26 protein-coding genes and 1 tRNA gene are annotated in these 24,303 nt (G+C 73.7%); 19 read left to right on the top strand and 8 right to left on the bottom strand.

The window, feature by feature from the left end; translation table 11 throughout:
- Positions 1–140: 140 nt before the first annotated feature.
- From O2W16_RS10575 to O2W16_RS10565, 3 genes are all read left to right on the top strand, one after another.
- Entirely contained in the window at positions 141–953 is an 813-nt protein-coding gene (locus tag O2W16_RS10575) for a DUF3105 domain-containing protein (RefSeq protein ID WP_269158786.1), read from the top strand.
- A gap of 37 nt (positions 954–990) precedes the next feature.
- Complete coding sequence (locus tag O2W16_RS10570; protein WP_269158785.1) at positions 991–1,704, top strand: DUF305 domain-containing protein; 714 nt, start codon at positions 991–993, stop codon at positions 1,702–1,704.
- Positions 1,705–1,825: 121 nt separating this feature from the next.
- Positions 1,826–1,897: transfer RNA gene (locus O2W16_RS10565), tRNA-Arg, on the top strand.
- 78 nt (positions 1,898–1,975) lie between these two features.
- Here O2W16_RS10565 and O2W16_RS10560 read toward each other — a convergent pair.
- The 3 genes from O2W16_RS10560 to O2W16_RS10550 all read right to left on the bottom strand — a co-directional run bounded on the left by O2W16_RS10560 (position 1,976) and on the right by O2W16_RS10550 (position 5,187).
- The gene (locus O2W16_RS10560; protein ID WP_269158784.1) at positions 1,976–3,613 is read right to left on the bottom strand and encodes an ABC-F family ATP-binding cassette domain-containing protein; all 1,638 of its coding nucleotides are present in this window, start codon (positions 3,611–3,613) and stop codon (positions 1,976–1,978) included.
- 59 nt (positions 3,614–3,672) lie between these two features.
- Complete coding sequence (locus tag O2W16_RS10555) at positions 3,673–4,695, bottom strand: adenylate/guanylate cyclase domain-containing protein (protein WP_269158783.1); 1,023 nt, start codon at positions 4,693–4,695, stop codon at positions 3,673–3,675.
- Positions 4,696–4,779: 84 nt separating this feature from the next.
- A complete protein-coding gene (locus tag O2W16_RS10550; RefSeq protein WP_442928907.1) occupies positions 4,780–5,187 on the bottom strand; it encodes a universal stress protein in 408 nt (135 codons plus the stop codon).
- 324 nt (positions 5,188–5,511) lie between these two features.
- Between O2W16_RS10550 and O2W16_RS10545 the strand changes: the two genes are divergently transcribed.
- From O2W16_RS10545 to O2W16_RS10520, 6 genes are all read left to right on the top strand, one after another.
- Positions 5,512–6,429, top strand: coding sequence for an ATP-binding cassette domain-containing protein (locus O2W16_RS10545; RefSeq protein ID WP_269158781.1), 918 nt, complete (start codon positions 5,512–5,514; stop codon positions 6,427–6,429).
- Positions 6,429–7,196 (top strand): ABC transporter permease, encoded by a 768-nt coding sequence (locus tag O2W16_RS10540; protein ID WP_269158780.1) that lies wholly within the window; start codon positions 6,429–6,431, stop codon positions 7,194–7,196. Before O2W16_RS10545 ends, O2W16_RS10540 begins: the two co-directional genes overlap by 1 nt.
- 41 nt (positions 7,197–7,237) lie before the next feature.
- On the top strand, positions 7,238–8,065 hold the full coding sequence (locus O2W16_RS10535; protein ID WP_269158779.1) for an ankyrin repeat domain-containing protein: 828 nt from the start codon (positions 7,238–7,240) through the stop codon (positions 8,063–8,065).
- Positions 8,066–8,249: 184 nt separating this feature from the next.
- Positions 8,250–12,206 carry a multifunctional oxoglutarate decarboxylase/oxoglutarate dehydrogenase thiamine pyrophosphate-binding subunit/dihydrolipoyllysine-residue succinyltransferase subunit gene (locus O2W16_RS10530; RefSeq protein ID WP_269158778.1) on the top strand — a complete coding sequence of 1,319 codons (3,957 nt, stop codon included), beginning with the start codon at positions 8,250–8,252 and terminating at the stop codon, positions 12,204–12,206.
- 17 nt (positions 12,207–12,223) lie between these two features.
- Positions 12,224–12,409, top strand: coding sequence for a DUF6104 family protein (locus O2W16_RS10525; protein ID WP_269158777.1), 186 nt, complete (start codon positions 12,224–12,226; stop codon positions 12,407–12,409).
- A gap of 68 nt (positions 12,410–12,477) precedes the next feature.
- Entirely contained in the window at positions 12,478–13,182 is a 705-nt protein-coding gene (locus O2W16_RS10520; protein WP_269158776.1) for a metal-dependent hydrolase, read from the top strand.
- A gap of 9 nt (positions 13,183–13,191) precedes the next feature.
- Here O2W16_RS10520 and O2W16_RS10515 read toward each other — a convergent pair whose 3' ends face one another.
- A complete protein-coding gene (locus O2W16_RS10515; RefSeq protein WP_269158775.1) occupies positions 13,192–13,569 on the bottom strand; it encodes a S26 family signal peptidase in 378 nt (125 codons plus the stop codon).
- Between the two features lie 50 nt (positions 13,570–13,619).
- On the opposite strand from O2W16_RS10515, the gene sodN reads away from it, so the two are divergent.
- The 6 genes from sodN to O2W16_RS10485 all read left to right on the top strand — a co-directional run bounded on the left by sodN (position 13,620) and on the right by O2W16_RS10485 (position 18,255).
- The gene (gene sodN, locus O2W16_RS10510) at positions 13,620–14,024 is read left to right on the top strand and encodes a superoxide dismutase, Ni (RefSeq protein ID WP_269158774.1); all 405 of its coding nucleotides are present in this window, start codon (positions 13,620–13,622) and stop codon (positions 14,022–14,024) included.
- Positions 14,025–14,175: 151 nt separating this feature from the next.
- Complete coding sequence (locus tag O2W16_RS10505) at positions 14,176–15,408, top strand: PP2C family protein-serine/threonine phosphatase (RefSeq protein WP_269158773.1); 1,233 nt, start codon at positions 14,176–14,178, stop codon at positions 15,406–15,408.
- 76 nt (positions 15,409–15,484) lie between these two features.
- A complete protein-coding gene (locus O2W16_RS10500; protein WP_269158772.1) occupies positions 15,485–16,150 on the top strand; it encodes a phosphatidylserine decarboxylase in 666 nt (221 codons plus the stop codon).
- Positions 16,151–16,161: 11 nt separating this feature from the next.
- A complete protein-coding gene (gene pssA, locus O2W16_RS10495) occupies positions 16,162–16,959 on the top strand; it encodes a CDP-diacylglycerol--serine O-phosphatidyltransferase (protein WP_269158771.1) in 798 nt (265 codons plus the stop codon).
- On the top strand, positions 16,956–17,447 hold the full coding sequence (locus O2W16_RS10490; protein WP_269158770.1) for a GNAT family N-acetyltransferase: 492 nt from the start codon (positions 16,956–16,958) through the stop codon (positions 17,445–17,447). The genes pssA and O2W16_RS10490 overlap by 4 nt, the downstream gene beginning before the upstream one ends.
- 25 nt (positions 17,448–17,472) lie before the next feature.
- Complete coding sequence (locus tag O2W16_RS10485; RefSeq protein ID WP_269158769.1) at positions 17,473–18,255, top strand: HAD-IIA family hydrolase; 783 nt, start codon at positions 17,473–17,475, stop codon at positions 18,253–18,255.
- A gap of 56 nt (positions 18,256–18,311) precedes the next feature.
- Here the strand turns inward: O2W16_RS10485 and O2W16_RS10480 are convergent, their stop codons facing one another.
- Positions 18,312–18,794, bottom strand: a complete 483-nt coding sequence (locus tag O2W16_RS10480; RefSeq protein ID WP_269158768.1) for a hypothetical protein — start codon at positions 18,792–18,794, stop codon at positions 18,312–18,314.
- An 89-nt stretch (positions 18,795–18,883) separates the two neighbouring features.
- Between O2W16_RS10480 and O2W16_RS10475 the strand changes: the two genes are divergently transcribed.
- Positions 18,884–19,849: a diacylglycerol/lipid kinase family protein gene (locus tag O2W16_RS10475; RefSeq protein ID WP_269158767.1), complete on the top strand. Its 966-nt coding sequence runs from the start codon at positions 18,884–18,886 to the stop codon at positions 19,847–19,849.
- Positions 19,850–20,137: 288 nt separating this feature from the next.
- Entirely contained in the window at positions 20,138–20,389 is a 252-nt protein-coding gene (locus tag O2W16_RS10470; RefSeq protein WP_269158766.1) for a WhiB family transcriptional regulator, read from the top strand.
- 128 nt (positions 20,390–20,517) lie between these two features.
- Here the strand turns inward: O2W16_RS10470 and O2W16_RS10465 are convergent, their stop codons facing one another.
- Entirely contained in the window at positions 20,518–21,999 is a 1,482-nt protein-coding gene (locus O2W16_RS10465; RefSeq protein WP_269158765.1) for a sensor histidine kinase, read from the bottom strand.
- Positions 22,000–22,087: 88 nt separating this feature from the next.
- Between O2W16_RS10465 and O2W16_RS10460 the strand changes: the two genes are divergently transcribed.
- Entirely contained in the window at positions 22,088–22,582 is a 495-nt protein-coding gene (locus O2W16_RS10460; protein WP_269158764.1) for a GNAT family N-acetyltransferase, read from the top strand.
- Between the two features lie 7 nt (positions 22,583–22,589).
- Here the strand turns inward: O2W16_RS10460 and O2W16_RS10455 are convergent, their stop codons facing one another.
- Together O2W16_RS10455 and O2W16_RS10450 are read right to left on the bottom strand one after the other, a co-directional pair.
- Positions 22,590–22,814 (bottom strand): biotin/lipoyl-binding carrier protein, encoded by a 225-nt coding sequence (locus tag O2W16_RS10455; protein ID WP_269158763.1) that lies wholly within the window; start codon positions 22,812–22,814, stop codon positions 22,590–22,592.
- A gap of 103 nt (positions 22,815–22,917) precedes the next feature.
- Entirely contained in the window at positions 22,918–23,970 is a 1,053-nt protein-coding gene (locus tag O2W16_RS10450) for a biotin carboxylase N-terminal domain-containing protein (RefSeq protein WP_269158762.1), read from the bottom strand.
- A 252-nt stretch (positions 23,971–24,222) separates the two neighbouring features.
- Here O2W16_RS10450 and O2W16_RS21675 point away from each other — a divergent pair, with 252 nt between their 5' ends.
- Positions 24,223–24,297 (top strand): 50S ribosomal protein bL37, encoded by a 75-nt coding sequence (locus O2W16_RS21675; protein ID WP_014742531.1) that lies wholly within the window; start codon positions 24,223–24,225, stop codon positions 24,295–24,297.
- Positions 24,298–24,303 lie beyond the last annotated feature (6 nt).

Raw genomic sequence — 24,303 nt, 5'->3', positions numbered from 1 at the left:
GACCGCCGACGGTCAGGGACCACACAGGTCCGCGACCTAGACTCGCAGCCGCCGGACGGGAGCAGCCCGGGACGGACGCGAGCGTGCGCGGCTCCCACGGGACGGCGCAGCTCACGACGCACAGCGAACGAGGAGCGGCAGTGGCCAAGGACCCCAAGCCCGAGAACAGCCGCGCGACCGGCGGCGCTTCCCGTGGAGGGTCCGGTGCCGCCAGCCAGCGGGTGCCCGGCAAGGGCTCCGGCGGCCGCGGGCGGACCCGTCCGCCGGCCACCGTGGTCACCAAGCAGAAGCCCTGGGGCCTGATCGCCGCGGCCCTCGCGGTGGTCGTCTTCGCCGCAGCCATCATCGGCTACGCCGTCGTCCAGGTGAACGAGTCGAACGCGAACCAGGTCACCGAGGCCAGTGAGATCACCGGCCTGGAGACCTTCGACTACGCCGCGGGCCAGGAGCACGTCACCACGCCGGTCAGCTACACCGAGAGCCCGCCGGTCGGTGGGCCGCACGACGGCGAGTGGGCCGACTGCACCGGCACCGTCTACGACGTGGACATCCGGCACGAGAACGCCGTCCACTCCATGGAGCACGGCGCCACCTGGATCACCTACGACCCCGAGCTGATCACCGACGGCGACCTCGCCACGCTGGAGGAGCTGGTCGAGGGCACGTCCGGGCTCATGCTCTCGCCCTACGTCGGCCTGGGCTCACCGATCAGCCTGCAGTCGTGGAACCACCAGCTGACCGTCGACTCCGCCGACGACATCCGGGTGCAGCAGTACGCCGACTTCATGACCTACAACGCCGACTTCTACCCCGAGGTCGGGGCGAGCTGCGAGAACCCGCTGTTCATCACCGACCCGGTCGTGGAAGACGGCAGCAGCCGGGGCACCGACGCGATGGTCACCGACGCGCCGACGACGTCGACCCCGGCGCCCGAGACGACCTCGGCGCCCTGACCGGCCGCCTGCCCGGCACGCCACCTGAGAGGACCCGATGACCGATCCCGCGACCGAGGACGACCGCGGTGCGACGAGCTCCGGCCGGCCCCGCAGCTGGCTGACCGGCGTCCTGGTGGCGGTGATCGCCCTGGGCCTGCTGGTGGCCGGTGGCGGGCTGGCCGTCGCACTGGGCGTCGGCCGGGACTCCCAGCCCACCACGGACTCGGTGGCCGCCGGGTTCTCCCGGGACATGTCCCGGCACCACCTGCAGGCCGTGGAGATGGCGAACCTCGCCCTCACGCAGACCGAGGACCCGGAGATCCGCCAGCTCGCGTTCGACATCTCGGCCACCCAGACCAACCAGCTGGGCCGGATGCAGGGCTGGCTGGCGCTGTGGGACCTGCCGTTCACCGGCGGGGAGACCATGGCCTGGATGTCCGAGGGCGCGATGTCGGACGGGGAGATGGCCGGGCACGACATGGCCGGCCACGACACCGCCGGCGGCGCGCTCATGCCGGGGATGGCGACCGAGGCCGAGCTCGCCGAGCTGCGCTCGCTGTCCGGGACGGCGTTCGACGCGATGTTCCTGCAGCTGATGATCCGCCACCACCAGGGCGGGCTGGCCATGGCCGAGTACGGCCGGGAGCACTCCGACGTGGACGTCGTGGAGCGCCTGGCCAGCTCGATCGCGGAGACCCAGGACGCCGAGACCACCACCATGGCGACGATGCTCCGAGCCCGTGGCGGGGAGCCTCTCCCGGCACCCTGACCCGCTCGGCGGGGTCGCCGGGGCCCCTGCCGGTGCGCCACCCGCGGGCTGGTAACGTGCCATGGGCGCCGAGCGGGAGCAGAGCGCAGCACGATCGCAGGACAGCACCACACGTGGACGAGCCCCCGTAGCTCAGGGGATAGAGCACTGCCCTCCGGAGGCAGGGGCGCAGGTTCGAATCCTGCCGGGGGCACACCAGCCCAGCTCGCACCACGACCCCCGCCCGCCCAGGACATCACGTCCGGGCGGGCGGCGTCGTCTCCGGGCCCGATCAGCTCTGCTGGACCCCGCCGTCGGCCACCGCGAACCGCCGGGTGGTGCGCACCGCCTCGAGCATCCGGCGGTCGTGGGTGACCAGCAGCAACGTGCCGGTGTAGTCGGCCAGCGCCTGCTCCAGCTGCTCGATCGCCGGCAGGTCCAGGTGGTTGGTCGGCTCGTCGAGCACCAGCACGTTGACCCCGCGGGCCTGCAGCAACGCCAGGGCCGCGCGGGTCCGCTCCCCCGGTGACAGGGTGCCGGCCGGACGCACCACGTGGTCGGCGCGCAGCCCGAACTTGGCCAGCAGCGTGCGCACCTCGGCATCGGGCAGGTCGGGCACCTCCGCGCCGAACGCCGCGGCCAGCGGCTCCGCGCCCAGGAAGCTGCCCCGCACCTGGTCGACCTCGCCCAGCCGCACCCCCGAGCCCAGCGACGCCGTCCCCTCGTCCAGCGGCAACCGGCCCAGCAGTGCGGCGAGCAGGGTGCTCTTCCCCGAGCCGTTGGACCCGGTGATCGCCACCCGGTCGCCCCAGTCGACCTGCAGGTCCACCGGCCCGAGGGTGAACCCGCCACGGCGCACGACCGCGCCGTGCAGCGTGGCGACCACGGCGCCGGCCCGCGGGGCCGCGGCGATCTCCATCCGCAGCTCCCACTCCTTGCGCGGCTCCTCCACCACCTCCAGCCGCTCGATCCGCCGCTCGGTCTGCTTCGCCTTCGCCGCCTGCTTCTCCGACGAGGACCGGTTGGCCGCCTTGATGTGCTTGTCGCCGTCCTTGGACTTCTTGATCGAGTCGCGGACGCCCTTGGCCATCCAGTTGCGCTGCATCCGCGCCCGCGACTCCAGCGAGGCCTTGGTGTCGGTGAACTCCTCGAACTCCTCGCGGGCGTGCCGGCGGGCCACCTCCCGCTCGACCAGGTAGGCCTCGTAGCCGCCGTCGTGGACCCGAACCAGCTGCTGGGCCAGGTCCAGCTCCACCACCCGGGTGACGGTGCGGGCGAGGAACTCCCGGTCGTGGCTGACCAGCACCACCCCGGTGCGGAGACCGGCGACGAAGCGCTCCAGCTGCTCCAGCCCGGCCAGGTCGAGGTCGTTGGTGGGCTCGTCGAGCAGCAGGACGTCGTACCGGCTCAGCAGCAGCGACGCCAGCCCGACCCGGGCGGCCTGCCCGCCGGAGAGCCCGATCGTCGCCGCGTCCAACGGGACACCGGGGGCCACCGAGTCGACCACCGCCTCGGCGCGCTCGGCCAGGTCGGCGCCACCGAGGGCCAGCCAGCGCTCCAGGGCGTCGCCGTACCGGTCGTCGGCGCCGGGGGCACCGGCGGTGAGCGCCTCCGTGGCCTCCTCCATCGCCCGCTCGGCGGCGGCGACCCCGGTGCGGCGGGCCAGCAGGTCCAGCACGGTCTCCCCCGGCCGCCGGTCGGTCTCCTGCGGGAGGTACCCGACCGTCGCCGACGGCGGGCTGAGGGCGATCTCCCCGGACTCGGCCGGCAGCACCCCGGCGAGGGTCTGCAACAGGGTGGACTTGCCGGCGCCGTTCACCCCGACCAGGCCGACGACGTCGCCGGGGGCGACGACCAGGTCGAGGTCGGCGAACAGGACCCGGGCGCCGTGACCGGCGGCCAGTCCTCGGGCGAGCAGCGTGGCGGACACCCGCTCATGGTGCCGCCCGGCGGCCGGGGGACCGGTGAGCGGCCCCGGCGCGGACCTGCTCAGTCGGCGAAGGGACCGGCTCCGCCGGGCAGCTCGTCCTCCTCGGGCGCCGCGAGCACGTCGTCGGCGATCTCGTCGAGCAGCTCCTCGAACGCCGCCACCCCCGGCGCCTCGTCACCCGTGGCGCTCCGCCGCACCAGCCACGGGCGCAGGTTGTCGTAGCCGCGCACCGACACCCGGCGCAGCGGCCGTACCCGGTACTCCCGGACGCCGCGCAGCTCGCGCGCCAGCTGCTGGTCGACCAGGACGGTCGAGGGCCGGGCGATCGAGGTGAGCCGGCTCGCCAGGTTGACCACCGGTGAGTACACGTCCCCGAGCCGGGTGAGCACCGGGCCGTAGGCGGCGCCCACCCGCAGCGGTGGACGGTCCGCGGCGGTCCACTCGTCGGGGAGCAGCAGGGCGATCTCCACGGCGTCCACGGGGTCGGCGCAGGTGAACAGCACGCCGTCGCCGACCGTCTTCACCACCCGGCCGCGGAACCGGGCGATGACGTCGGCGGCCAGCCCCTCGAAGTCCTCGACCATCGCGCCCAGCTCCCGGCCGCCCATGCCGCGGCTGCGCGAGGTGTAGCCGACGAGGTCGGCGAAGCCGACCGCCAGCTCCCGCCGGTCCCCGCCCCCCGGGGCGGCCAGGAACAGCCGCCCGGCGTTCGCGGCCAGGTGCCGCCGCCAGACGTAGTCCTGCAGCTCGCGCATGAGCGGCAGCAGCCGCTCGGTGGACCGGACTGCCTCGGTTTCCACCGCCGCACGGTCCGCCGACGCGGCGTCGGGGGCGGTGAGGAGGGTGGCCAGCATGTCGGTCTGCCAGTCGGCCAGCCGGGCCAGCGACTGCCCCATGGCGCGGGCGATGGACGCCTCGGCGCCGGGCGCGACGAAACCCGAGTCGATCAGCGCCGACAGCCGGGCCAGGGCGGTGACGTCGGCGTCGGTGAACGCAGGGTGGTCGTCGGGGACGTCGGCGAAGCCCAGTGCCCGCCACAGCCGCTGGGTGCGCTCGGGTGGCATACCGGCCAGCTCGGCCACCTGCCGGCGGGTGTACCGACGGGGCCCGCCGAGCAGCAACTGCTCGAGGTCGTCGCGCGGGTCGTGGCCGCTCTCCGACAGCGGTCAGTCCGTGGTGTGCACGACGAGCACGTCGACGGTCGCCCGCCGGGTGACGTCGGCCGGCACCGAGCCCAGGAGCCGCCCCCGGAGCCCGGAGAGCCCGCGGTTGCCCACCACCAGGAGGTCGGCGTCCTCCCGGCGGACGATGTCCAGCAGCGCCTCGACCGGGGCGCCGACGGCGGCCACGGTGTCCACGGAGCGCGCACCAGCCGCCCGCGCGCGGTCCCCCGCCCGGCGGACCGCGTCCTCACCTGGAGCCGCTCCGAGGGCGAGGTGCGCCTCGGAGCCGAGCGCGGCCCGGGCGTCGGCTGCGGTCCCCTCGTCGACCGTCCGCGGCTGGTGGGCCAACGCGACGACCAGCCTGGCCTGGCAGGCACCTGCCAGTTCGGCGGCCCGGTCGACGGCTCGCATCGAGGACTCCGAACCGTCGGTCCCCACGACGACACACCGGTACGCGCTCACACTTCCCCCTCGCCCGTGACTCGACCATCGAGCCCTCGGCCTGGGCGCAGTGCACCCGGGCCGAAACCTAGCGCGATGCCTGCGTCCCCGACCCCACGGGGCACGGCGTGCCGCCCGGCGACCGTTCCACGAGGGCCCGCGCGGGCGTCCACGGACCTGGCCACAGGGCAGGCCTGTGCGCTTGGATGGCCGCGGTGCCGGACCGGCCGGCGGAACGAGGAGGGCGAGATCAGCAGCGTCAGATCGGCCGCCGTCGACCCCGTCCGGGTCGAGGTGAACGGCCTCACGAAGACGTTCGGCAAGGTGCGCGCGGTCGACGACCTGAGCTTCACCGTCGAGCCGGGACAGGTGACCGGCTTCCTGGGCCCCAACGGCGCAGGGAAGACGACCACGCTGCGGATGGCCCTGGGCCTCATCACCCCCGACACCGGCACGACCACCTTCAACGGCGTCCGCTACGCGGGGCTGCCCGAGCCGATGCGCCAGGTCGGCGCGGTGCTGGAGACCGCGTTCCACCCCGCCCGGAGCGGCCGCGACCACCTGCGGGTCTACTGCCGCGCGACCGGCCTGCCGGTCCGCCGCGCCGACGAGGTGCTCGAGCAGGTCGGGCTCGGCACCGCCGGCGGACGCCGGGCCGGGGGCTACTCCCTGGGCATGCGCCAGCGCCTCGGCCTGGCCACGGCACTGCTGGGCGACCCGGCCGTGCTGGTGCTCGACGAACCGGCCAACGGCCTGGACCCGGAGGGCATCCAGTGGCTGCGCGGCTTCCTCCGCCACCTGGCCCACGCCCAGGGCCGCACCGTGCTGGTCTCCAGCCACCTGCTGGCCGAGGTCGAGCAGACCGCCGACCGGGTGGTGATCGTCGGCGCCGGGAAGCTCGTGCGGGAGGGGACGCTGGCCGAGCTGCGCTCGGGCAACGCCGGCAGCGTGCTGGTGCGCAGCCCGCAGAGCACCGCCCTGGCCGACCTGCTGCGCAGCACCGGGACGACGGTGGCCCCGACCGACACCATCCCCGACGGCCTGACCGTGACCGGGCTGAGCACCGACGAGATCGGCCGGCGGGCCTTCGCCGGCGGGATCGAGCTGCACGAGCTGCGGTCGCACACCAGCGGGCTGGAAGAGATCTACTTCCAGCTCACCGCCGGCCAGGAGCAGTACGCCGCCGCCCACGCCGAGCAGGGAGCTGCCTGATGGCCACGGTCGTCGCACGGCTGGTCCGTGCGGAGTGGACGAAGCTGTTCACCACCCGGGTGTGGATCGGGCTGCTGCTGGGAGCCTGCGTGCTCTCCGGTGCGTTCGCGGCGCTGTTCACCGCCTTCGCCGGCGACCAGGAGAGCGGACTGCCACCGCTGGACTCGCCCGAGTACGCGCGGCTGGCCTTCTCCATCGCCACGAACGCCACGGTGATCTCCGTCGTCCTCGGGATCATCGGGATCACCCAGGAGTACCGGCACCGCACCGCGACGCCCACCTTCCTGGCCACCCCGCAGCGTGGCCGGGTGGTGATCGCCAAGCTGCTGGCCTACGCCCTGGTGGCGATCCCTTACGCGGTCCTCGTCTGCGCGGTCACGGTGTCGGTGGTGCTGGTCTACGGCAACGCCCGCGGGAACACGCCCGAGCTGACCGGGGAGAACCTGGAGGTGCTCGCCTTCGCCGGTCTGGCGCTGGTCGTCTACACGGTGATCGGCGTGGGGCTCGGTGCCCTGCTGAAGAACCAGGTGGGGGCCATCGTCGCCGCCCTCGTCTACCTCTACGTCGTCGAGCCGCTGCTGCGGAGCATCCCGGCGACCTCGGGGGCCTACAAGTGGCTGCCCGGCGGCGCCCTGGAGGCGACGACCGCCACCTTCCAGGGCCCGGACCTCCTCGAGCAGTGGCAGGGCGTGCTCCTGCTGCTGGGCTACGGGCTGACCGCCGCCCTGCTCGGCACCCTGCTGGCCGTCCGCCGGGACGTGGTCTGAGTGCGCACACACCGGGACCCGACGACGCCGGGAGCCGCTGCGTGACCAGCCGGATGACCGCCCAGCGACTGGGCCGGCTGGTCACCGACGGCGACCTGGCCGCCGTCCGGACGGCGGTGCAGGAGCAGCCGCAGCTGCTCTCGGCCGCCATCGAGCGGGACGGCGCCGACGGCTGGACCCCCCTGCACCTGGCCGTGGCCGCCGGGCACGCACGGATGGTGACCGCGCTCGTGGCGGCCGGGGCCGACACCGGCGCCCGCACCGAGGACGGCCGCACCCCGCTGCACCTGGCGCTGGCGCACACCCCGCACCTGGTCGAGGTGCTCCGCGAGCTCGGGACACCCGTCGACGCAGCCTCGGCGGCGTTCCTGGGCGAGCTGGAGACGCTGTCCCGGGCACTGGACGAGGGCACGCCGCTCACCGACCCGGACACCGACGTCGACCTGCTGAGCTGGGCGGCGGCCGGCGGCCGGCCGGACGCCGTCGCGCTGTTGCTGCGGCGCGGCGCGGCACCCGGCCCCGCACTGCACCCCGCAGCCGCCGCCGGTGCACCGGCGGTCGTGCAGGCGCTGCTCGACGCCGGCGCGGACGTCGACCGCCGTGACCCGGCCACCGGCCGCACCGCCCTGCACGCCGCCGTCGCCGGCTCCGGGCACGCGGCCGTCGCCGGCCCCGGGCACGAGGCCCCGGCGGTGGTGCGGCTGCTGCTCGACGCCGGGGCCGACGTGGACGCCACCACCCACGACGGCGCCTCCGCACTGGACATCGCCCGGGTGGCGGCCGCACGGCAGCGGGCCGCGGCCACCGGGGACGCGCCGGAGGCCGATGCACTCGTCGAGCTGCTGGTCGCCGCCGGCGCCACCGGATGAGACCGACTCCGCGCCGCAGATCGGACCGCGCGGTGTCGGTTCTCCCCCGTCTCGAGGGGCCGGTGACCCGGGACACGTGCGGCAACTCACGGAGCATCACAGCACCGCCGGAGCCGGGGCGTAAAGTCGGCACCCGGTCCAACGACGTCCCTCGACGAAGAAGGCACTCGACCCCGTGTCAAGCGTGAGCTCATCCCAGCCGTCCCCCGCCCACTCCGCCAACCCGGTGGCGGGCTTCGGTACCAACGAGTGGCTGGTCGAGGAGATGTACCAGCAGTACCTCGCCGATCCACGGAGCGTGGACCAGGCCTGGCACGACTTCTTCGCCGACTACCGGCCCGGCAGCCCGGTCGCCGACGGACAGGACCGCACGACCGAGCCGGCCGAGCCGGCCGAGCCGGCCCCGTCGCCGGAGCCGTCCGAGTCCCGGAGCGCCCAGGCAGCGTCGACGCCGTCGGCCACCACCTACGCCTCCCCCGCGCCCAGCCGAGAGGTCGCACCGCAGATGACCCAGTCGGGTCCCGCCGCGCCGAAGCCGGCATCCGCCAGCACGAGCTCCTCCGACGAGAGCGCCCAGGGCGCCTCGGACAAGGACTCCTCCGACAAGAGCCCGGCCGACAAGGGCTCCTCCGACAAGAGCCCGGCCTCCCGCGCCGCCGAGAGCGACGCGCGGTCCGAGGGCACCGTCGTGGCCCGCCCCGCCGAGCGTGCCTCCCAGCAGAAGCCCGCGACGCCGGCCAAGCCGGTCGTCAAGCCGGGGCCCGGCCGCGCCGAGGACGACGACGCCGGCCCGAAGCGCACCCCGCTGCGCGGCGCCGCCGCGAGCGTCGTGAAGAACATGAACGCCTCGCTGACCGTGCCGACGGCGACCAGCGTGCGGGCCGTGCCGGCCAAGCTGATGGTCGACAACCGCATCGTCATCAACAACCACCTGGCCCGCGCCCGGGGCGGGAAGATCTCCTTCACCCACCTGATCGGCTACGCGTTGGTCCGGGCGCTGGACGACTTCCCGAACATGAACAGCGCCTTCGCCGAAGTCGACGGCAAGCCGGTCCACGTCCAGCCCGAGCACGTCAACTTCGGCCTGGCCATCGACCTCCCCAAGCCCGACGGGACGCGCTCGCTGGTGGTCGCCTCCATCAAGGCCGCCGAGGAGATGGACTTCGCCGCCTTCTGGGGCGCCTACGAGGAGATCATCCGGCGGGCCCGGGCGGGCAAGCTGACGATGGAGGACTTCTCCGGCACGACGATCAGCCTCACCAACCCCGGCACCATCGGCACCAACCACTCGGTGCCGCGGCTGACCACCAACCAGGGCACGATCGTCGGCGTCGGCGCGATGGACTACCCGGCCGAGTTCCAGGGGATGAGCCCCGAGGCGCTCGCCGAGATGGCCGTCTCCAAGATCATCACGCTGACCTCGACCTACGACCACCGGGTCATCCAGGGTGCGGAGTCCGGCGACTTCCTGCGCCGGATGCACGGGCTGCTGCTGGGCCAGGACGGCTTCTACGACGACGTCTTCCGCTCGCTGCGCATCCCGTACGAGCCGGTCCGCTGGGTGCCGGACAAGCGGGTCAGCCACGAGGGCCAGATCGACAAGGAAGCCCGGGTCATCGAGGTCATCGAGGCCTACCGGCGCAACGGCCACCTCATGGCCGACACCGACCCGCTGGAGTTCAAGGTCCGCACCCACCCCGACCTGGACATCGTCCAGCACGGGCTGACCCTGTGGGACCTCGACCGCCCCTTCCCGGTCGGTGGCTTCGCCGGCGAGCGGACGATGCTGCTGCGCGACATCCTCGGCGTGCTGCGCAACTCCTACTGCCGCACCGTCGGCATCGAGTACATGCACATCACCGACCCCGAGGAGCGCGGCTGGCTCCAGGAGCGCATCGAGGTCAAGCACGACCAGCCCGGCCGGGACAAGCAGAAGCGCGTGCTCGGCCGGCTCAACGCCGCCGAGGCGTTCGAGACCTTCCTGCAGACCAAGTACGTCGGTCAGAAGCGGTTCAGCCTCGAGGGCGGCGAGTCGGTCATCCCGCTGCTGGACGAGGTGCTGGTGAGCTCCTCGGAGCACGGGATCGAGGAGGTCGCGATCGGCATGGCCCACCGCGGCCGGCTGAACGTGCTGGCCAACGTGCTGGGCAAGAGCTACGCCAAGATCTTCGGCGAGTTCGAGGGCAACATCGACCCGGGCACCGTGCAGGGCTCCGGCGACGTGAAGTACCACCTCGGCGCCGAGGGCAGCTTCGAGCACGAAGGCCGTTCGGTGGCGGTGTCGCTGGCCAGCAACCCCAGCCACCTGGAGACGGTCAACCCGGTGCTCGAGGGCATCGTGCGGGCCAAGCAGGACATGATCGACAAGGGCGAGGGCGGCTTCACCGTGCTCCCCCTCCTGCTGCACGGCGACTCGGCGTTCGCCGGCCAGGGCGTGGTGCAGGAGACCCTGAACCTGTCCCAGCTGCGCGGCTACCGCACCGGCGGCACGGTGCACGTCGTCATCAACAACCAGGTCGGCTTCACCACGAGCCCGGCGGCCGCACGGTCGAGCCTCTACTCGACCGACGTCGCGCGGATGATCGGCGCCCCGGTCTTCCACGTGAACGGCGACGACCCCGAGGCCTGCGTCCGGGTGGCGAAGCTGGCGGTCGACTACCGCCAGGAGTTCAAGAAGGACGTCGTCATCGACTTGGTCTGCTACCGCCGCCGCGGGCACAACGAGGGCGACGACCCGTCGATGACCCAGCCGCTGATGTACGACATCATCGACCGCAAGCGCTCCGTCCGGAAGCTGTACACCGAGGCGCTCGTCGGCCGTGGCGACATCACGCTGGCCGAGGCAGAGGAGGCCCTGAAGGACTATCGCGGGCAGCTCGAGCGAGCCTTCGCCGAGACCCACGACGCTCGTGACTCCTCCGCGCCCGAGCCGGTCATGGACCCTCGCTCGCCGCAGGAGGCGACGGTCGACACGGCGATCACGCCCGAGGTGCTCAAGACCATCGGCGACGCACACGTCTCGCTGCCCACCGACTTCACCGTGCACCCGAAGCTGCAGCGGATGCTGGAGCGCCGGGCGGCGATGGCCAGCGAGGGCGGCGTCGACTGGGCGATGGGCGAGCTGCTGGCCTTCGGGTCACTGCTCATGCAGGGCGTGCCGGTGCGGCTGGCCGGGCAGGACTCCCGCCGTGGCACGTTCGTCCAGCGGCACTCGGTGCTCATCGACCGGGAGACCGCCAGCGAGCACACCCCGCTGCTGAACCTCACCGAGGACCAGGCGAAGTTCTTCGTCTACGACTCGCTGCTGTCGGAGTACGCCGCGCTCGGCTTCGAGTACGGGTACTCGGTGGCCAACCCCAAGGCCCTGGTGCTCTGGGAGGCCCAGTTCGGTGACTTCGTCGACGGCGCCCAGATGGTCATCGACGAGTTCATCAGCTCCGGCGAGGCGAAGTGGGGCCAGCGCTCCGGCGTCGTCCTGCTGCTCCCCCATGGGCTGGAGGGCCAGGGGCCCGACCACTCCAGCGGCCGGATCGAGCGGTTCCTGCAGCTGTCGGCCGAGAACAACATGACGGTCGCCAACTGCTCCACGCCGGCGAACTACTTCCACCTGCTGCGCCGCCAGGCGCTGTCGGAGGTGCACCGCCCGCTGGTCGTCTTCACGCCCAAGTCGCTGCTGCGCGCCAAGGCCGCGGTCAGCCCGGTCGGCGACTTCACCGAGCAGCGGTTCCGCCCGGTGCTGCCCGACCCGGGTGTGGGCGGGGAGGCCCTGGACGCCTCCGCGGTGCGCCGCGTCCTGCTGTGCAGCGGCAAGATCAGCTACGAGCTGCTCGCCCAGCGGGAGAAGGACGGCACCGCCGACACCGCGATCCTGCGCGTCGAGCAGCTGTACCCGCTGCCGGCCGAGGAGATCGCCGAGGCGCTGGCGGGCTACCCGGAGGCGAACGACGTCGTGTGGGTGCAGGAGGAGCCGGCCAACATGGGCGCAGCCCAGTTCATGGCCGTCAACCTGCCCGAGCACCTGCCGGCCGGGCGCACGCTGCGCCGGGTGTCCCGGAAGGCCTCGGCCAGCCCGGCCGTCGGTTCGGCCAAGGTGCACGAGGTCGAGCAGCGCCAGCTGGTCGCTCGGGCCTTCGCCGACTGACGCGACGGGGCCCGACGATGTACTTCACCGATCGCGGCATCGAGGAGCTGGCCGGCCGGCGGGGCGAGGAGCAGGTCTCGCTCTCCTGGCTGGCCGACCAGCTCCAGGCCTTCGTCGACCAGCACCCCGACTTCGAGGTGCCGGTCGAGCGGCTGGCCACCTGGCTGGCCAGGGGTGGCACGGACGACGTCGACGAGGACTGAGGAAGGGCGGCCAACCTCTCCTAGCGCGCCTCCTGGGCAGCGGGCCGCCGTGGCGGCACGCTGCGTAGGTGCTCGGTCACTCTCACGCCCTCTCCGGCCTGGCCGCCGGCGCCGCGACGCTCCCCTGGGTCCCGGTGCACGGCACGGTCGCCCAGGTCGCCTGGGTCTCCGCCGTCGGCGGGTTCGCCATGCTCCCGGACCTGGACCAGCGGGGCTCGACGATCTCCGGGATGTGGGGCCCGTTGACCGATCTCCCGTCCGGGCTCGTCAACACGATCGCCCGGGGACACCGCTGGGGCACCCACGACGCCGTCCTCGGCTCGCTGGCCTTCGGGCTCCTGGCCACCGCTGCGACGTGGCACCGCTGGTCCACCCTGCTGCTGCTGGCGCTCGCGATCGGGCTGGCGCTGCGGGCGCTGCACTTCGTCATCCCCGGCCGTGCGGAGAACACCGTGATCGGCAACCTGGCGCTCTCCTGGGGCGGCGCGTGGTTGCTGCTCGAGCACAGCCCGGCGCCCGGGTGGCTCCCGCTGGCCGTCGTCCTCGGCACGCTGACCCACATCGCCGGTGACTGGCTGACCAAGGAGGGGGTGCCCGTCCCGGTCTTCTGGCTCGTCCGGCGCAGCCGGCTGGCGCCCGTGCACCTGCGCACCGGTGCGATCGTGGAGAAGGCGGTGCTCGTCCCGCTGTTCCTGGTGGCCACCGTCGTCCTGCTGTACCTCAACACCGCGGCGCACGACCTCGTCGCGCCCTTGCTGGACCGCCTCGGCTGAGCCGGCCCGTCAGCCCGGCGGGGCCGGGTGCAGCCGCCCCGGCCGGGGCCACAGCCGGCCCACCGCCCTGCCCACGACGACGGCCGTGCCGAAGGCCCGGGAGTCGTCGGTGACCAGCGGGTTGTCCCCCTCCACCCAGTGCCCGCCGGGCACCGCGCGGCGCACCCTCTTGACCACCAGCAGCTCCGGCCGCGCCGGGAAGCGGGCGAGCACGACCGTGCCGTTCGGCACGGACGCCCCGACCGCCACCCGGCGCACCAGCAGCCGGTCGCCGTGGCGCACGGTCGGGGTCATCGAGGGCCCGGTCACCCGGGCCGAGACCCAACGGGTCGGCAGCCCGGGCAGGTCGTCCGGGCCGTGACTTCTCGACGTGTCCTCGTTGATCACCGCGGGTAGGGTCGCAGAAGACCCATCCCCGCGAACCCGGAGGCACACCCATGCGTCTGTTCCGCATGTTCTCCGCCGTGGAGGCCACCGCGCACTGCGACCTCCCCTGCGGCGTCTACGACCCGGCCCAGGCCCGTATCGAGGCCGAGAGCGTCAAGGGCATCCAGGAGAAGTACCAGGGCAACGAGGACCCGGTCTTCCGGACCCGCGCCATCCTGATCAAGGAGCAGCGGGCCGAGCTGGTCAAGCACCACCTGTGGGTGCTGTGGACCGACTACTTCAAGCCCCCGCACTTCGAGAAGTACCCGCAGCTGCACGAGCTGTTCAACAAGGCGACCAAGCAGGCCGGCGCCGCCGGCGGCAAGGGCAGCATGGACCCCGCCGAGGGTCAGAAGCTGCTCGACTACATCGCCGAGATCGACAAGATCTTCTGGGAGACCAAGGCCGCTTCCTGATCGAGGACCTCGTCCTGCTCACCCCTCGCAGGCTCGGGGTGAGCCTCGGGACGGGGCCGACTGCCGGGTCACCCCTCGCGGGTGGCCCGGCAGTGTCGTACCTGCCGCCGGTCCGGGGTGGCAGCACCCCCCAGCCAGGAGACCCCATCCCGTGAGCCCCCGTTTCGACCTGCGCTCGTTGCTCGAACGGGTGGAGGCAGCCGCGCCGATCGACGCCGTCACCGCGGTCACGGCCGAGCTCGCCACCCTGTCCGGGGCCACCGAGGTCTCGTTCCTGATTGCCGACTTCAGCGGGCAGGCCCTGGTCCGGCTCGGGACGGAGACCCGAGCGCCCGACGGCTCCCGGGTCCGCGGCCCCGAGCACGCCGCGACCCTCGCGCTGGCGGGCACGGTGCACGAGCAGGTCCTGCGCACCCAGCAGGCCGTCGTGCAGCCCGGGGACGAGGGTGCCTGCGTGATCGTCCCGGTCACCGACCGCGGGGACGCCATCGGCGTCCTGGAGCTGGTGCTGCCCGAGCTGCCCGACGAGCAGGAGATGGCCGACATCTCCGCGGCCGGCCACGCGCTCGCCTACGTGATCATCGCCAACCGGCGGCACACCGACCTCTTCGAGTGGGGCCAGCGCACGACGCCCTTCTCGCTGGCCGCGGAGATCCAGCGCCGACTGCTGCCCAGCGCCTTCACCTGCGAGGCCGGTCAGTTCACCCTGGCCGGGTGGCTGGAGCCGGCCGCCACCGTCGGCGGGGACACCTTCGACTACGCCCTGGACCGGGACTCCCTCCAGGTCTCGGTCAGCGACGCGGTCGGACACGAGGTCGGCGCCGCCCTGCTGGCCACCCTGCTGGTCGGCAGCCTGCGCAACGAACGGCGCCGCGGGCTCGGCCTCGGCGATCAGACCCGCAACGCCAACGACGCCGTGACCGCGCACTCGGCGCCCGGCGAGTTCGTCACCGGTCAGGTCATGCGGGTCGACCTGCACACCCAGGAGGCCCAGATCGTGAACGCCGGGCACCCCTTCCCGCTCCGGCTCCGCGACGGCCGCGTCGAGGAGGTCGAGCTGGCCATCGACCTGCCCTTCGGCGTCCAGGCCGGCACCGAGTACCGCCTGCAGCGCTTCCCCCTGGAGCCCGGCGACCGGGTCGTGTTCGTGACCGACGGGATGCAGGAGCGCAACGCGGCCTCCCTCGACGTGGCGGCCGCACTGGCCGCCACGGCGGCACTGCATCCGCGCGAGGTCGTGCACGAGCTCGGCCAGGCGGTCCTGCGCGCCACCGGTGGCGTGCTCCGGGACGACGCCTCCGTCGTCTGCCTCGACTGGTACGGAGGCCCGCCGAGGGAACGAGACAGCCGGTCCGGGGCCAGCGACCTGCTCGCCTCCGACTGAACCGCCTGGCGTCGTGCCCGCCGCGACGCGGCCGACGGCAGGCGTTCGGGCCCGGTCCCGGTAACCTCGGTCTGCGATGCGCATCGACCGGGCCGGCTGGCCCTTCCTCGCCGTTCCCCTGGCCTCTGCGGCGGTGTCCACCGCCCTGGGCCGGGGCAGCGGTCCCCGTGCGGCCCGTGCCCTGACGTGGCCCTTCCTCGCCCTGTCGGCGTACATGGCCGTCTTCTTCCGCGACCCCGACCGGCGGTGCGACTCGACCCCGCCCCCGGCCGACGACGTGCTCTCCCCGGCCGACGGCGTGGTCATGGTCGCCGGCGACCCCCAGCCGGGGGTGGCCCCCGAGGGCGACTGGCAGCAGGTGAGCGTCTTCCTGTCCGTCGTCGACGTGCACGTGAACCGGGCCCCCTACGGCGGCCGGATCACCTCCTCCACGTACACGCCGGGCAGCTTCCTGGCCGCCTACCGCGCGGAGAGCGCGCACCGCAACGAGCACAGCGAGCTGTGGGTGCGCGACGGCGACCGCACGGTCGTCTTCCGTCAGATCGTCGGCGTGCTGGCCCGCCGGATCGTCACCCGCGTGGTGCCGGGACAGCAGGTGTCCACCGGTGAGCGGGTCGGGCTGATGAAGTTCGGGTCCCGGATGGACGTCTTCGTCCCCCCGGAGTGCACCGTCACCGTCACGAAGGGGCAGCGGGTGCGGGGCGGGGAGACCGTCATCGCCCGCTGGTCCCACCCCAGCTGAGGAGCCGGCGGATGCCAGGCAGGCGCACCACCACCGTCGAGTTCGTCCGGGGGTCCGTGCGCGGCGGGCGGCGGCGGGCTCGCTCATGGCTGCCCAGCCTCTTCACCCTCGCCAACATGATGTGCGGCTTCGGCGCCATCCTGGTCGCGTTCCGCGGCGAGTACCGGCTGGCCTGCCTGCTGATCGCGTTGTCGGTCGTGTTCGACATCGCCGACGGCGCGGTGGCCCGGCTGGTCGGCGCCGTCTCACCGTTCGGCCTGCAGTTCGACTCGCTGGCCGACCTGGTCTCCTTCGGCCTGGCCCCGTCCCTGCTGGTCTTCGCCCTCTTCTCCGACGGCCGGGACGAGCTCGATGCCCTGGGCTGGGTGGCCTGCTTCCTCTGGGTGGCCTGCGCGGCCATCCGGCTCGCCCGCTTCAACACCACGATCGACCCGACGGCCGACAAGCGCTTCTTCACCGGCCTGCCCAGCCCCGGCGCGGCAGGGGTGGTGCTGGCCAGCGTGTACGCCTTTGCCGACCTGATGCAGGGCCGCGACCGGCTCTGGGTGCTGCTGGTCGTCGTCGTCCCCGGACTGCTGATGATCAGCAACATCCGCTACCGCTCGTTCCGGTCCCTGGTCAGCCCGAAGAGCGGCAAGCCCTACGGCCTGATCGCCTCGGTCGTCCTCGTCGTCGTCGGCCTGCTCACCGTCCCGACCGTGACCAGCCTCGTGGTCGCCTACAGCTACCTCGTCTCCCCGCTGGTCATGCCGGTGCTGACCCCGCTGGGCCGGCTGGTCCCCGACCGGGTGAAGGAGGCGTTGTCGTGAGCGTGCGCCGGGTCCGGCCCGACGACGTCCCGACGGTGCTGCGGCTGGTCCGTGAGCTCGCCGCCTACGAGGAGTCCGCGCACGAGGCCCAGATGACCGCCGACCAGCTGCACGCCGCGCTGTTCGGGGAGTCCCCGGCGCTGTTCGGGCACGTGGCCCTGACCGGTGCGGAGGACGACGCCGAGATCGCCGGGTTCGCCCTGTGGTTCCTCAACTTCTCCACCTGGCGTGGCACCCACGGGCTGTACCTCGAGGACCTCTACGTCTCCCCCGCGCACCGCGGCACGGGGCTCGGCCGGGAACTGCTCCGGACGCTGGCCGACGAGTGCGTGGCCCGCGGCTTCGCCCGGCTGGAGTGGTCCGTCCTGGACTGGAACACCCCGTCCATCGACTTCTACAGAGCCGCCGGTGCGGTGCCGATGGACGGGTGGACGGTCTTCCGGCTCACCGATGACGCCCTGACCCGGTTCGCGGCCGACCGTCGTTGACCCACCCGACCGACAGGAGAACGGCGTGACCACCGAACGCGGCGAGTCCGAGTGCTGGCTGACCGACATGGACGGCGTCCTCGTGCACGAGGGCAAGGCGCTGCCCGGCGCCGCCGACTTCCTGGCCCGGCTGGTCGAGCGCAACCGCCGGTTCCTGGTGCTGACCAACAACTCGATCTTCACCCCGCGCGACCTCTCCGCCCGGCTCTCCCGCAGCGGCCTGGAGGTGCCCGAACAGGCGATCTGGACCTCCGCGCTCGCCACGGCGGACTTCCTGGCCTCCCAGCTGCCCGGCGGATCGGCCTACGTCATCGGCGAGGCGGGCCTGACCACCGCGCTGCACGAGGCCGGGTACACCATGACCGACACCGACCCGGACTACGTCGTCCTCGGCGAGACCCGCACCTACTCGTTCGAGGCGATCACCCAGGCGGTCCGGCTGGTGGGCGCCGGCGCCCGGTTCATCGCGACCAACCCCGACGTCACCGGCCCCTCCCCCGAGGGCCCGCTGCCGGCGACCGGCTCGGTGGCGGCGATGATCACCAAGGCCACCGGCGCCGAGCCCTACTTCGTCGGCAAGCCCAACCCGATGATGTTCCGCAGCGCGATGAACCGGATCGAGGCGCACTCGGAGTCCACCACGATGATCGGCGACCGGATGGACACCGACGTCGTGGCCGGCATCGAAGCGGGCCTGGACACGATCCTGGTGCTCACCGGCTCGACCCGGGCCGAGGACGTCAGCCGGTTCCCGTTCCGGCCCAGCCGGGTGCTGCCCTCGATCGCCGAGGTCATCGAGCTGATCTGAGGGAGGAACCCCTCCCCCCACCACTCGCGGGCTCGCGGGGGGACGCAGCGAGGGGCCTAACGCTCGAGGAAGGCCAGCCGGGCCTCGGGGGTGGCCAGCAACCAGAGCTCGGTCGCCACCAGGGCCAGCACCGGCAGGCCGATCAGCGGCTGCTGCGCCGGGAACGCGGCGTTGTAGGCGAGCAGGCCCAGCAGCAGCTGCAGCACGATGACCGGGCCGCGCGCCCAGCCGGACACCCGCCACAGCCCGACCGCGGCGGCCGCCAGCAGCGCCGCCCCCAGCCCCACGTAGACCACCTCGGCCAGCGCCCGGCTGACGCTGTCCGGCGAGCCGGTCACCGTCAGCACGAGCAGCGTGAGCGCGAGCGCGGTCAGCGCGAGCGCCTCCACGGCGACCACCAGGGCAGCCCGCCGGACGGCGGTCGGGGCTCCCGCACGCGGCCGCGCAGGGCGCGGGGCGGTGGGCTCGGCCGCCCTCCCGAGCAGGCCCTCCGCCCGCGGCCGACGACGGCCCGGGGTCTGTCCGTCCTGACCTGACACGCCGCCGAGGTTACGCGCGGGCACCCCGCCTCCCGGTGCACCGGACGTGCCGCGCGGTCGCCGCGGGGCCGGTCGATATGTTGAGCGGCATGCGTGCGCTGCTGGTGGCGAACCCGGCGGCCACGACCACCACCCGCAAGGTGCGCGACGTGCTCGTCCGGGCGCTGTCCAGCGAACTGCGGGTCGAACTGGCCGAGACCGCGCACCGCGGTCACGCGCGCGAGCTCGCCGCCCAGGCCGCGGTGGACGGCGTCGACGTCGTCGTGACCCTCGGGGGCGACGGAACCGTCAACGAGGCCGCCAACGGGCTGCTGAGCGCCGGCCCGGGGCCCCGGGTGCCGATGCTCGCCGTCGTCCCGGGCGGGTCGACCAACGTCTTCGCCCGCGCCCTCGGCCGCTCCCGCGACCCGGTCGAGGCGACCGGGGAGATCCTCGACTCGCTGCGCGCCGGCCGCACCCGCCTGGTGTCCCTCGGCACCGCATCCGCCCGGACCGGCGAGGAGGGGACGACGGAGGGCTGGACCACGCCCCGCTGGTTCGTCTTCGCCGCAGGCATGGGCTACGACGCCGACGTGGTCTCCCGGGTCGAGGCCCAGCGCGCCCGGGGACGGCGGTCCACCGGCAGCCTCTACATCGGGGCCGGGGTCAACGCGTTCCTGTTGGGCCGCGACCGGCGTCGTCCGCCGATGACCCTGGACCTGCCCGGCGAGCCCCCCGTCGACGGGCTGTTCCTCGCCCTGGTCTCCAACGTCAGCCCGTGGACCTACCTGGGGGCCCGCCCCATCGACCCCAGCCCCGACGCGTCCTTCGACACCGGCGTGGACGTCTTCGCGATGGGCCGGGTCGGCGTCGTCCGGATGCTGCACCACCTGCGCCAGACCATGGCCGCCCGGCCGGACGCCCGGGGCCGCGGGGTGCACCGCTGGCACGACCTCGGGGAGCTCACCCTGACGTCCACCCGCCCCCAGGGCTGGCAGCTGGACGGTGACCACCTGGGCACGGCCACCGGGCTCCGCGTCCGGTCGGTCCCGAAGGCGCTGCGCGTCGTCGTGTGACCGAGCGCTCGGTCTCGGCCTCCGCTGGGTGATGCACGGACGCGCCGAGTGGGGTAGGACGGAGTGGCGAGGTCCTGCGGGGCGTGGTGAGGTTGCTCACGAGCGCCGCTGAACGCCCGGCGAACTGCTTGACAGTGCGTCCACTCGTGAAAGCATCACAAGCAAGCAACCTGCTGGTAACACAGCAGGCGGTCGTCGTTCTTCGTGCTGACACCAGCGCACGGACCTGCGGGGGCGGTCTTCGGACCGACGACCGGACACCCTGACGAGATCGAGGAGTACACCGCCATGGACTGGCGCCACCGCGCGCTCTGCCGGGACGAGGACCCGGAGCTCTTCTTCCCGATCGGGACGACGGGCCCGGCAGTCGTCCAGATCGAGCAGGCCAAGGCTGTGTGCCGCCGCTGCCCGGTCGTCGAGTCCTGCCTGGACTGGGCCCTGACCTCCGGTCAGGACTCCGGGGTCTGGGGCGGTCTGTCCGAGGACGAGCGCCGTGCCCTGAAGCGTCGGACCGCACGCACCCGGGTCCGCACCGCCTGACGAAGGACCCCGTCCTCCTCACCCCGTGCACGCGCGGGGCGAGCCTCTGGACGGGCCGAGTGCAGCAAGGGTCGCTCCGTACCGGAGCGGCCCTTGCTGCGTTCACCGGCTGCGTTCACCGGCTGCGTTCACCGGCGAGGGCGGCCGGCACCCGGGAGGCTGAGCACCGCCTCGGTCCCCGGGCCACCGTCCGCCGGCGGGCCCATCTCCAGCGTCCCGTGCAGCTCGCTGGTCACCAGCGTCCGGACGATCTGCAGCCCGAGCCCCGTGCTGGCCGCCGGGTCGAACCCCGGTGGCAGACCGCGGCCGTCGTCGCGGACCCGGACCACCAGGTCGTCACCCGTCCGCTCGGCGGCGAGCACGATCGTCCCCGGCTCGCCGTCCTCGAACGCGTGCTCGGCGGCGTTGTGCAGCAGCTCGGTCACCGCCATCACCAGCGGCGTCGCACACGCCGCGGGCAGCTCCCCGATCGCGCCGGCGCGGGTGATCCGCGCCGCCGGTCCCACCGAGGTCACGTCGCCGAGCATCGGCAGCACCTGGTCCAGGACGTCGTCGACCTCGACGACGTCCTCCCGGCTGCCCGCCAGGGTCTCGTGCACCACCGCGATCGAGGCGACCCGGCGCACCGACTCCTCCAGCGCCGCCCGGGCCGCCGGCTCGGTCATCCGCCGGGCCTGCAGCCGCAGCAGCGCCGCCACGGTCTGCAGGTTGTTCTTCACCCGGTGGTGGATCTCCCGGATGGTGGCGTCCTTCGTCATCAGCGCACGGTCCCGGCGGCGCACGTCGGTGACGTCCCGGACCAGCACCAGTGCCCCCGCCTCCCCGCCGGGGGCCTGCAGCGGCAGCGCGCGCACCAGCATGGTGGCGGCGTCGTTCTCCACGTCCATCGGCTCGGGGAACCGGCCGGCGACCGCGGCGGCGATGCTCGCGGCCACGGCCTCACCGGCGACCCGGTCCGCCGAGACCTGGCGCGTCACCTCCGCCAGGTCGGCGCCGACGACGTCCCCGGTCAGCCCCATCCGGCGGTAGGCCGACAGCGCGTTGGGGCTGGCGTAGACCGCGTGCCCGGTGCCGTCCAGCCGGACCAGCCCGTCCCCCACCCGCGGGCTCATCTCCGCGTCGTCCAGCATCCGCGGCGGGAAGGTGCCGGCCGCCACCATCAACGACAGGTCGGCGGCGATGTCGAGGTAGGTCAGCTCGAGGGTCGACGGGGACCGGGTCGCCGCGAGGTTGGTGTCCTTGGCCAGCACCGCCACCACCGCGCCGTCGTGCCGCACGGGGATGACCTCCCGGTGGCGGAGGCTGGTCCCCGACGGATCGGGCTCCCCGTCGGTGATCGGCTGGCCGCCCCGCTGGGCACGCAGCAGCGGCTCGGCGTCGGCCCCGGTGGCCTCGCTGCCCACCAGGTCCTCCGGCTGGCTGGTGGGCGCCGTCAGCGGGCGGACCTGGGCCACGCACCACCAGGCACCGCTCTGCAGCGGCACCCACAGGGTGAGGTCGGCGAAGGACAGGTCGGCCAGCAGCTGCCAGTCGGCCACCAGCCGGCGCGCGTGGTCGACCTGGGACGGGCTCGCCGAGCCGCGGGTGAGACGTTCGGACAGGCTGCTCATCGTGAGCCGGAGCCTACGGCCCTGTCCGGAGGCTCACCCGAGCCTGCGAGGGAGGAGTGGGACAGGGTCCTGTGTCTACCCTGCTCCGGTGGTCTCCCCCGCACCCGTCGTCGGTCCGGCCGGGCCCGGGGACTTCGCCCGCATCGCCGAGCTGACCGTGGCCGCCTACGCCGCCGACGACCTCGCGCCCGCCGAGTACCTGCCCCAGTTGGCCGACGTGGCGGGCCGGGCGGAGCGGGCGGAGCTCCTGGTGGCGCGCGACCAGGACGGGTCCATCGTCGGCAGCGTGGCGCTGGTCCTGTCCGGGGACTTCGGCGAGGTCGTCGAGTCCGCGGACGAGGCTGGGTTCCGGATGCTCGCCGTCGACACCGCGGCGCGCGGGCAGGGCATCGGGGCAGCGCTGGTGCGGGCCTGCCTGGACCGGGCCCGGGCGGCCGGCAAGCGGCGGATGGTGCTGTCCACCGGCGACCGGATGGCCGCGGCCCACCGGCTCTACGGGCAGCTGGGCTTCACCCGGCTGCCCGAGCGGGACTGGACGCCGGTGCCCGGTGTCGACCTGCGGGTCTACTCGCTCGACCTCTGAGCGACCGTCAGCCGGGGACGACGGTGGCGATCAGGTCGCCCTCCTGGAGGACCTCGCCCTCCACCACGTGCAGCTCGCCGACCGTGCCGGCGCGCTCACTGAGCACCGGGATCTCCATCTTCATCGACTCGAGGATGACCAGCGTGTCGCCGGCAGCGACCTCCGTGCCGGGTGCCACGAGCACCTTCCACACGCTGGAGACCATCTCGGCGTGGATCTCCTCGACCGCCACCGGCGCCCCCCCTGTTGCCTGACCTGCGCCGACCCACCTGAACCGACGGTGTGCACATGAAAGCAGACGGAGGGCCGACCACCGCATCGTGCCGAACGCCGGCTCAGCTGCAGTCGGGGACGAGCGCACCGGCGATCCGGCGCAGCACGCTGCAGACGGCCGCCCCGTCGTGCGGGACGCCGGTCTCCGGGAGACTGGTGAGCAGCTCCGTCGCCGCCTGTGCCGCACTCGCCGCGTCCGGGCCCGCAACGCTGACCGTGGCCAGCAGCGCGTCGTACCAGCCGTCCAGCCGGTCGCCTTCGTCGTAGCCGCTCACCGCGATCAGCTCGGTGTCCCCGACACCTCGCCCGCCGGGGCGCAGGACGTCGGGCAACCGGCCGGTGACGCGCCCCTCGGTCCCCGGCGGCAGCGTCGACCGCAGCTGGACGGCCAGCCCGGCGTACGGCGGCCCCGCGGCGTCGTCCGGGCGCCCTGCCACCGGCGCACCGGACACACTGCCCAGCGCGAGGGCGACGGCGTCCAGCCCGTGCGCCCGCTCCAGCACGGCGATGTCGAGGGAGAAACCGGCCGCGACCTCGGCGAGCTCACCGCCGGGGTCGATGCCCACCGTGACCAGCCCCCGCCAGCCGAGCTCCGGGAGCCGCCGGGCGGCTGCGGGCAGCGACCCCAGCCCGTCAGGAGGCGTCCAGGAGACCCGTGGGGTGCCCCCCGCACGGTCACGCAGCACCGGGGTGACGTGGTGCAGCCCCTCGGCGCTGACCCAGGCCAGGAAGCCCCGCTCGCTGGCCGGCTCGACCCCGTCACCGCCGAGGCGCTCCAGCACCCCGGCCTCCGGGCCGACCCAGCCCAGTCCGGCGTCGGCGACCGCGGCGGCCAGCCGCGCGTTCCCGGCGAGGGCGGGGGGAACGGGGAGCACCGCGTCGACCCGGGTGCGCCGGGCGGCCTCGACCAACCGGCGGACGTCGAGGTAGGACTCGGCCGCCGGAGCCGGACCCAGCAGGACGGACTCGTCGGCCATCCGCACGTGCCGGGCGTTGCGCTCGGCCTCCGAGTGGACGGCCACGGCCTTCACGCCCAGCTGACCGCACGCCCGGATCACCGCGCAGGCCATCGGCCCGCGACCGGCCACGAGCACGCTGTCGACTGCCTGGACCACGTCGTCCTCCTCTTCCCGGCTGCGCCGGGGTCGTGCGGGCACCGGCGGTGCCGCCATCCTGCCGGTGGCCCGGCCCGCCACCGGCCACGACCGCGCACCAGCGCACGGTGCCCGGCCCACCCGTGAGAGCCTTGCAGGGTCAGCTTGGCCGGTGACGGGGTGCCCCGCAGCTCACGACAGGGCACCCCGTCACCGGGACCGGTCCGCACCCGGGCGTCCTGCCCGGGTGGAGCACAGAGAGGAGGGGCAGCGATGTCCAAGCGTGGACGCAAGCGGCGCGCCCGCAAGAAGAGCGGCGCCAACCACGGCAAGCGCCCCAACGCCTGAAGAAGG

This window comes from Modestobacter sp. VKM Ac-2984 (genome assembly GCF_026967985.1).
Lineage (GTDB): Bacteria > Actinomycetota > Actinomycetes > Mycobacteriales > Geodermatophilaceae > Modestobacter.
This window is presented reverse-complemented; position numbering and strand designations above follow the sequence as displayed.

Coding starts and splice junctions, on each gene's coding strand:
- sodN (WP_269158774.1), top strand. CDS start 13,620: ATGCGTCTGTTCCGCATGTTCTCCGCCGTGGAGGCCACCGCGCACTGC.
- O2W16_RS10550 (WP_442928907.1), bottom strand. CDS start 5,187: ATGCGAGCCGTCGACCGGGCCGCCGAACTGGCAGGTGCCTGCCAGGCC.
- O2W16_RS10470 (WP_269158766.1), top strand. CDS start 20,138: ATGGACTGGCGCCACCGCGCGCTCTGCCGGGACGAGGACCCGGAGCTC.
- O2W16_RS10570 (WP_269158785.1), top strand. CDS start 991: ATGACCGATCCCGCGACCGAGGACGACCGCGGTGCGACGAGCTCCGGC.
- O2W16_RS10525 (WP_269158777.1), top strand. CDS start 12,224: ATGTACTTCACCGATCGCGGCATCGAGGAGCTGGCCGGCCGGCGGGGC.
- O2W16_RS10465 (WP_269158765.1), bottom strand. CDS start 21,999: ATGAGCAGCCTGTCCGAACGTCTCACCCGCGGCTCGGCGAGCCCGTCC.
- O2W16_RS10540 (WP_269158780.1), top strand. CDS start 6,429: ATGGCCACGGTCGTCGCACGGCTGGTCCGTGCGGAGTGGACGAAGCTG.
- O2W16_RS10500 (WP_269158772.1), top strand. CDS start 15,485: ATGCGCATCGACCGGGCCGGCTGGCCCTTCCTCGCCGTTCCCCTGGCC.
- O2W16_RS10475 (WP_269158767.1), top strand. CDS start 18,884: ATGCGTGCGCTGCTGGTGGCGAACCCGGCGGCCACGACCACCACCCGC.
- pssA (WP_269158771.1), top strand. CDS start 16,162: ATGCCAGGCAGGCGCACCACCACCGTCGAGTTCGTCCGGGGGTCCGTG.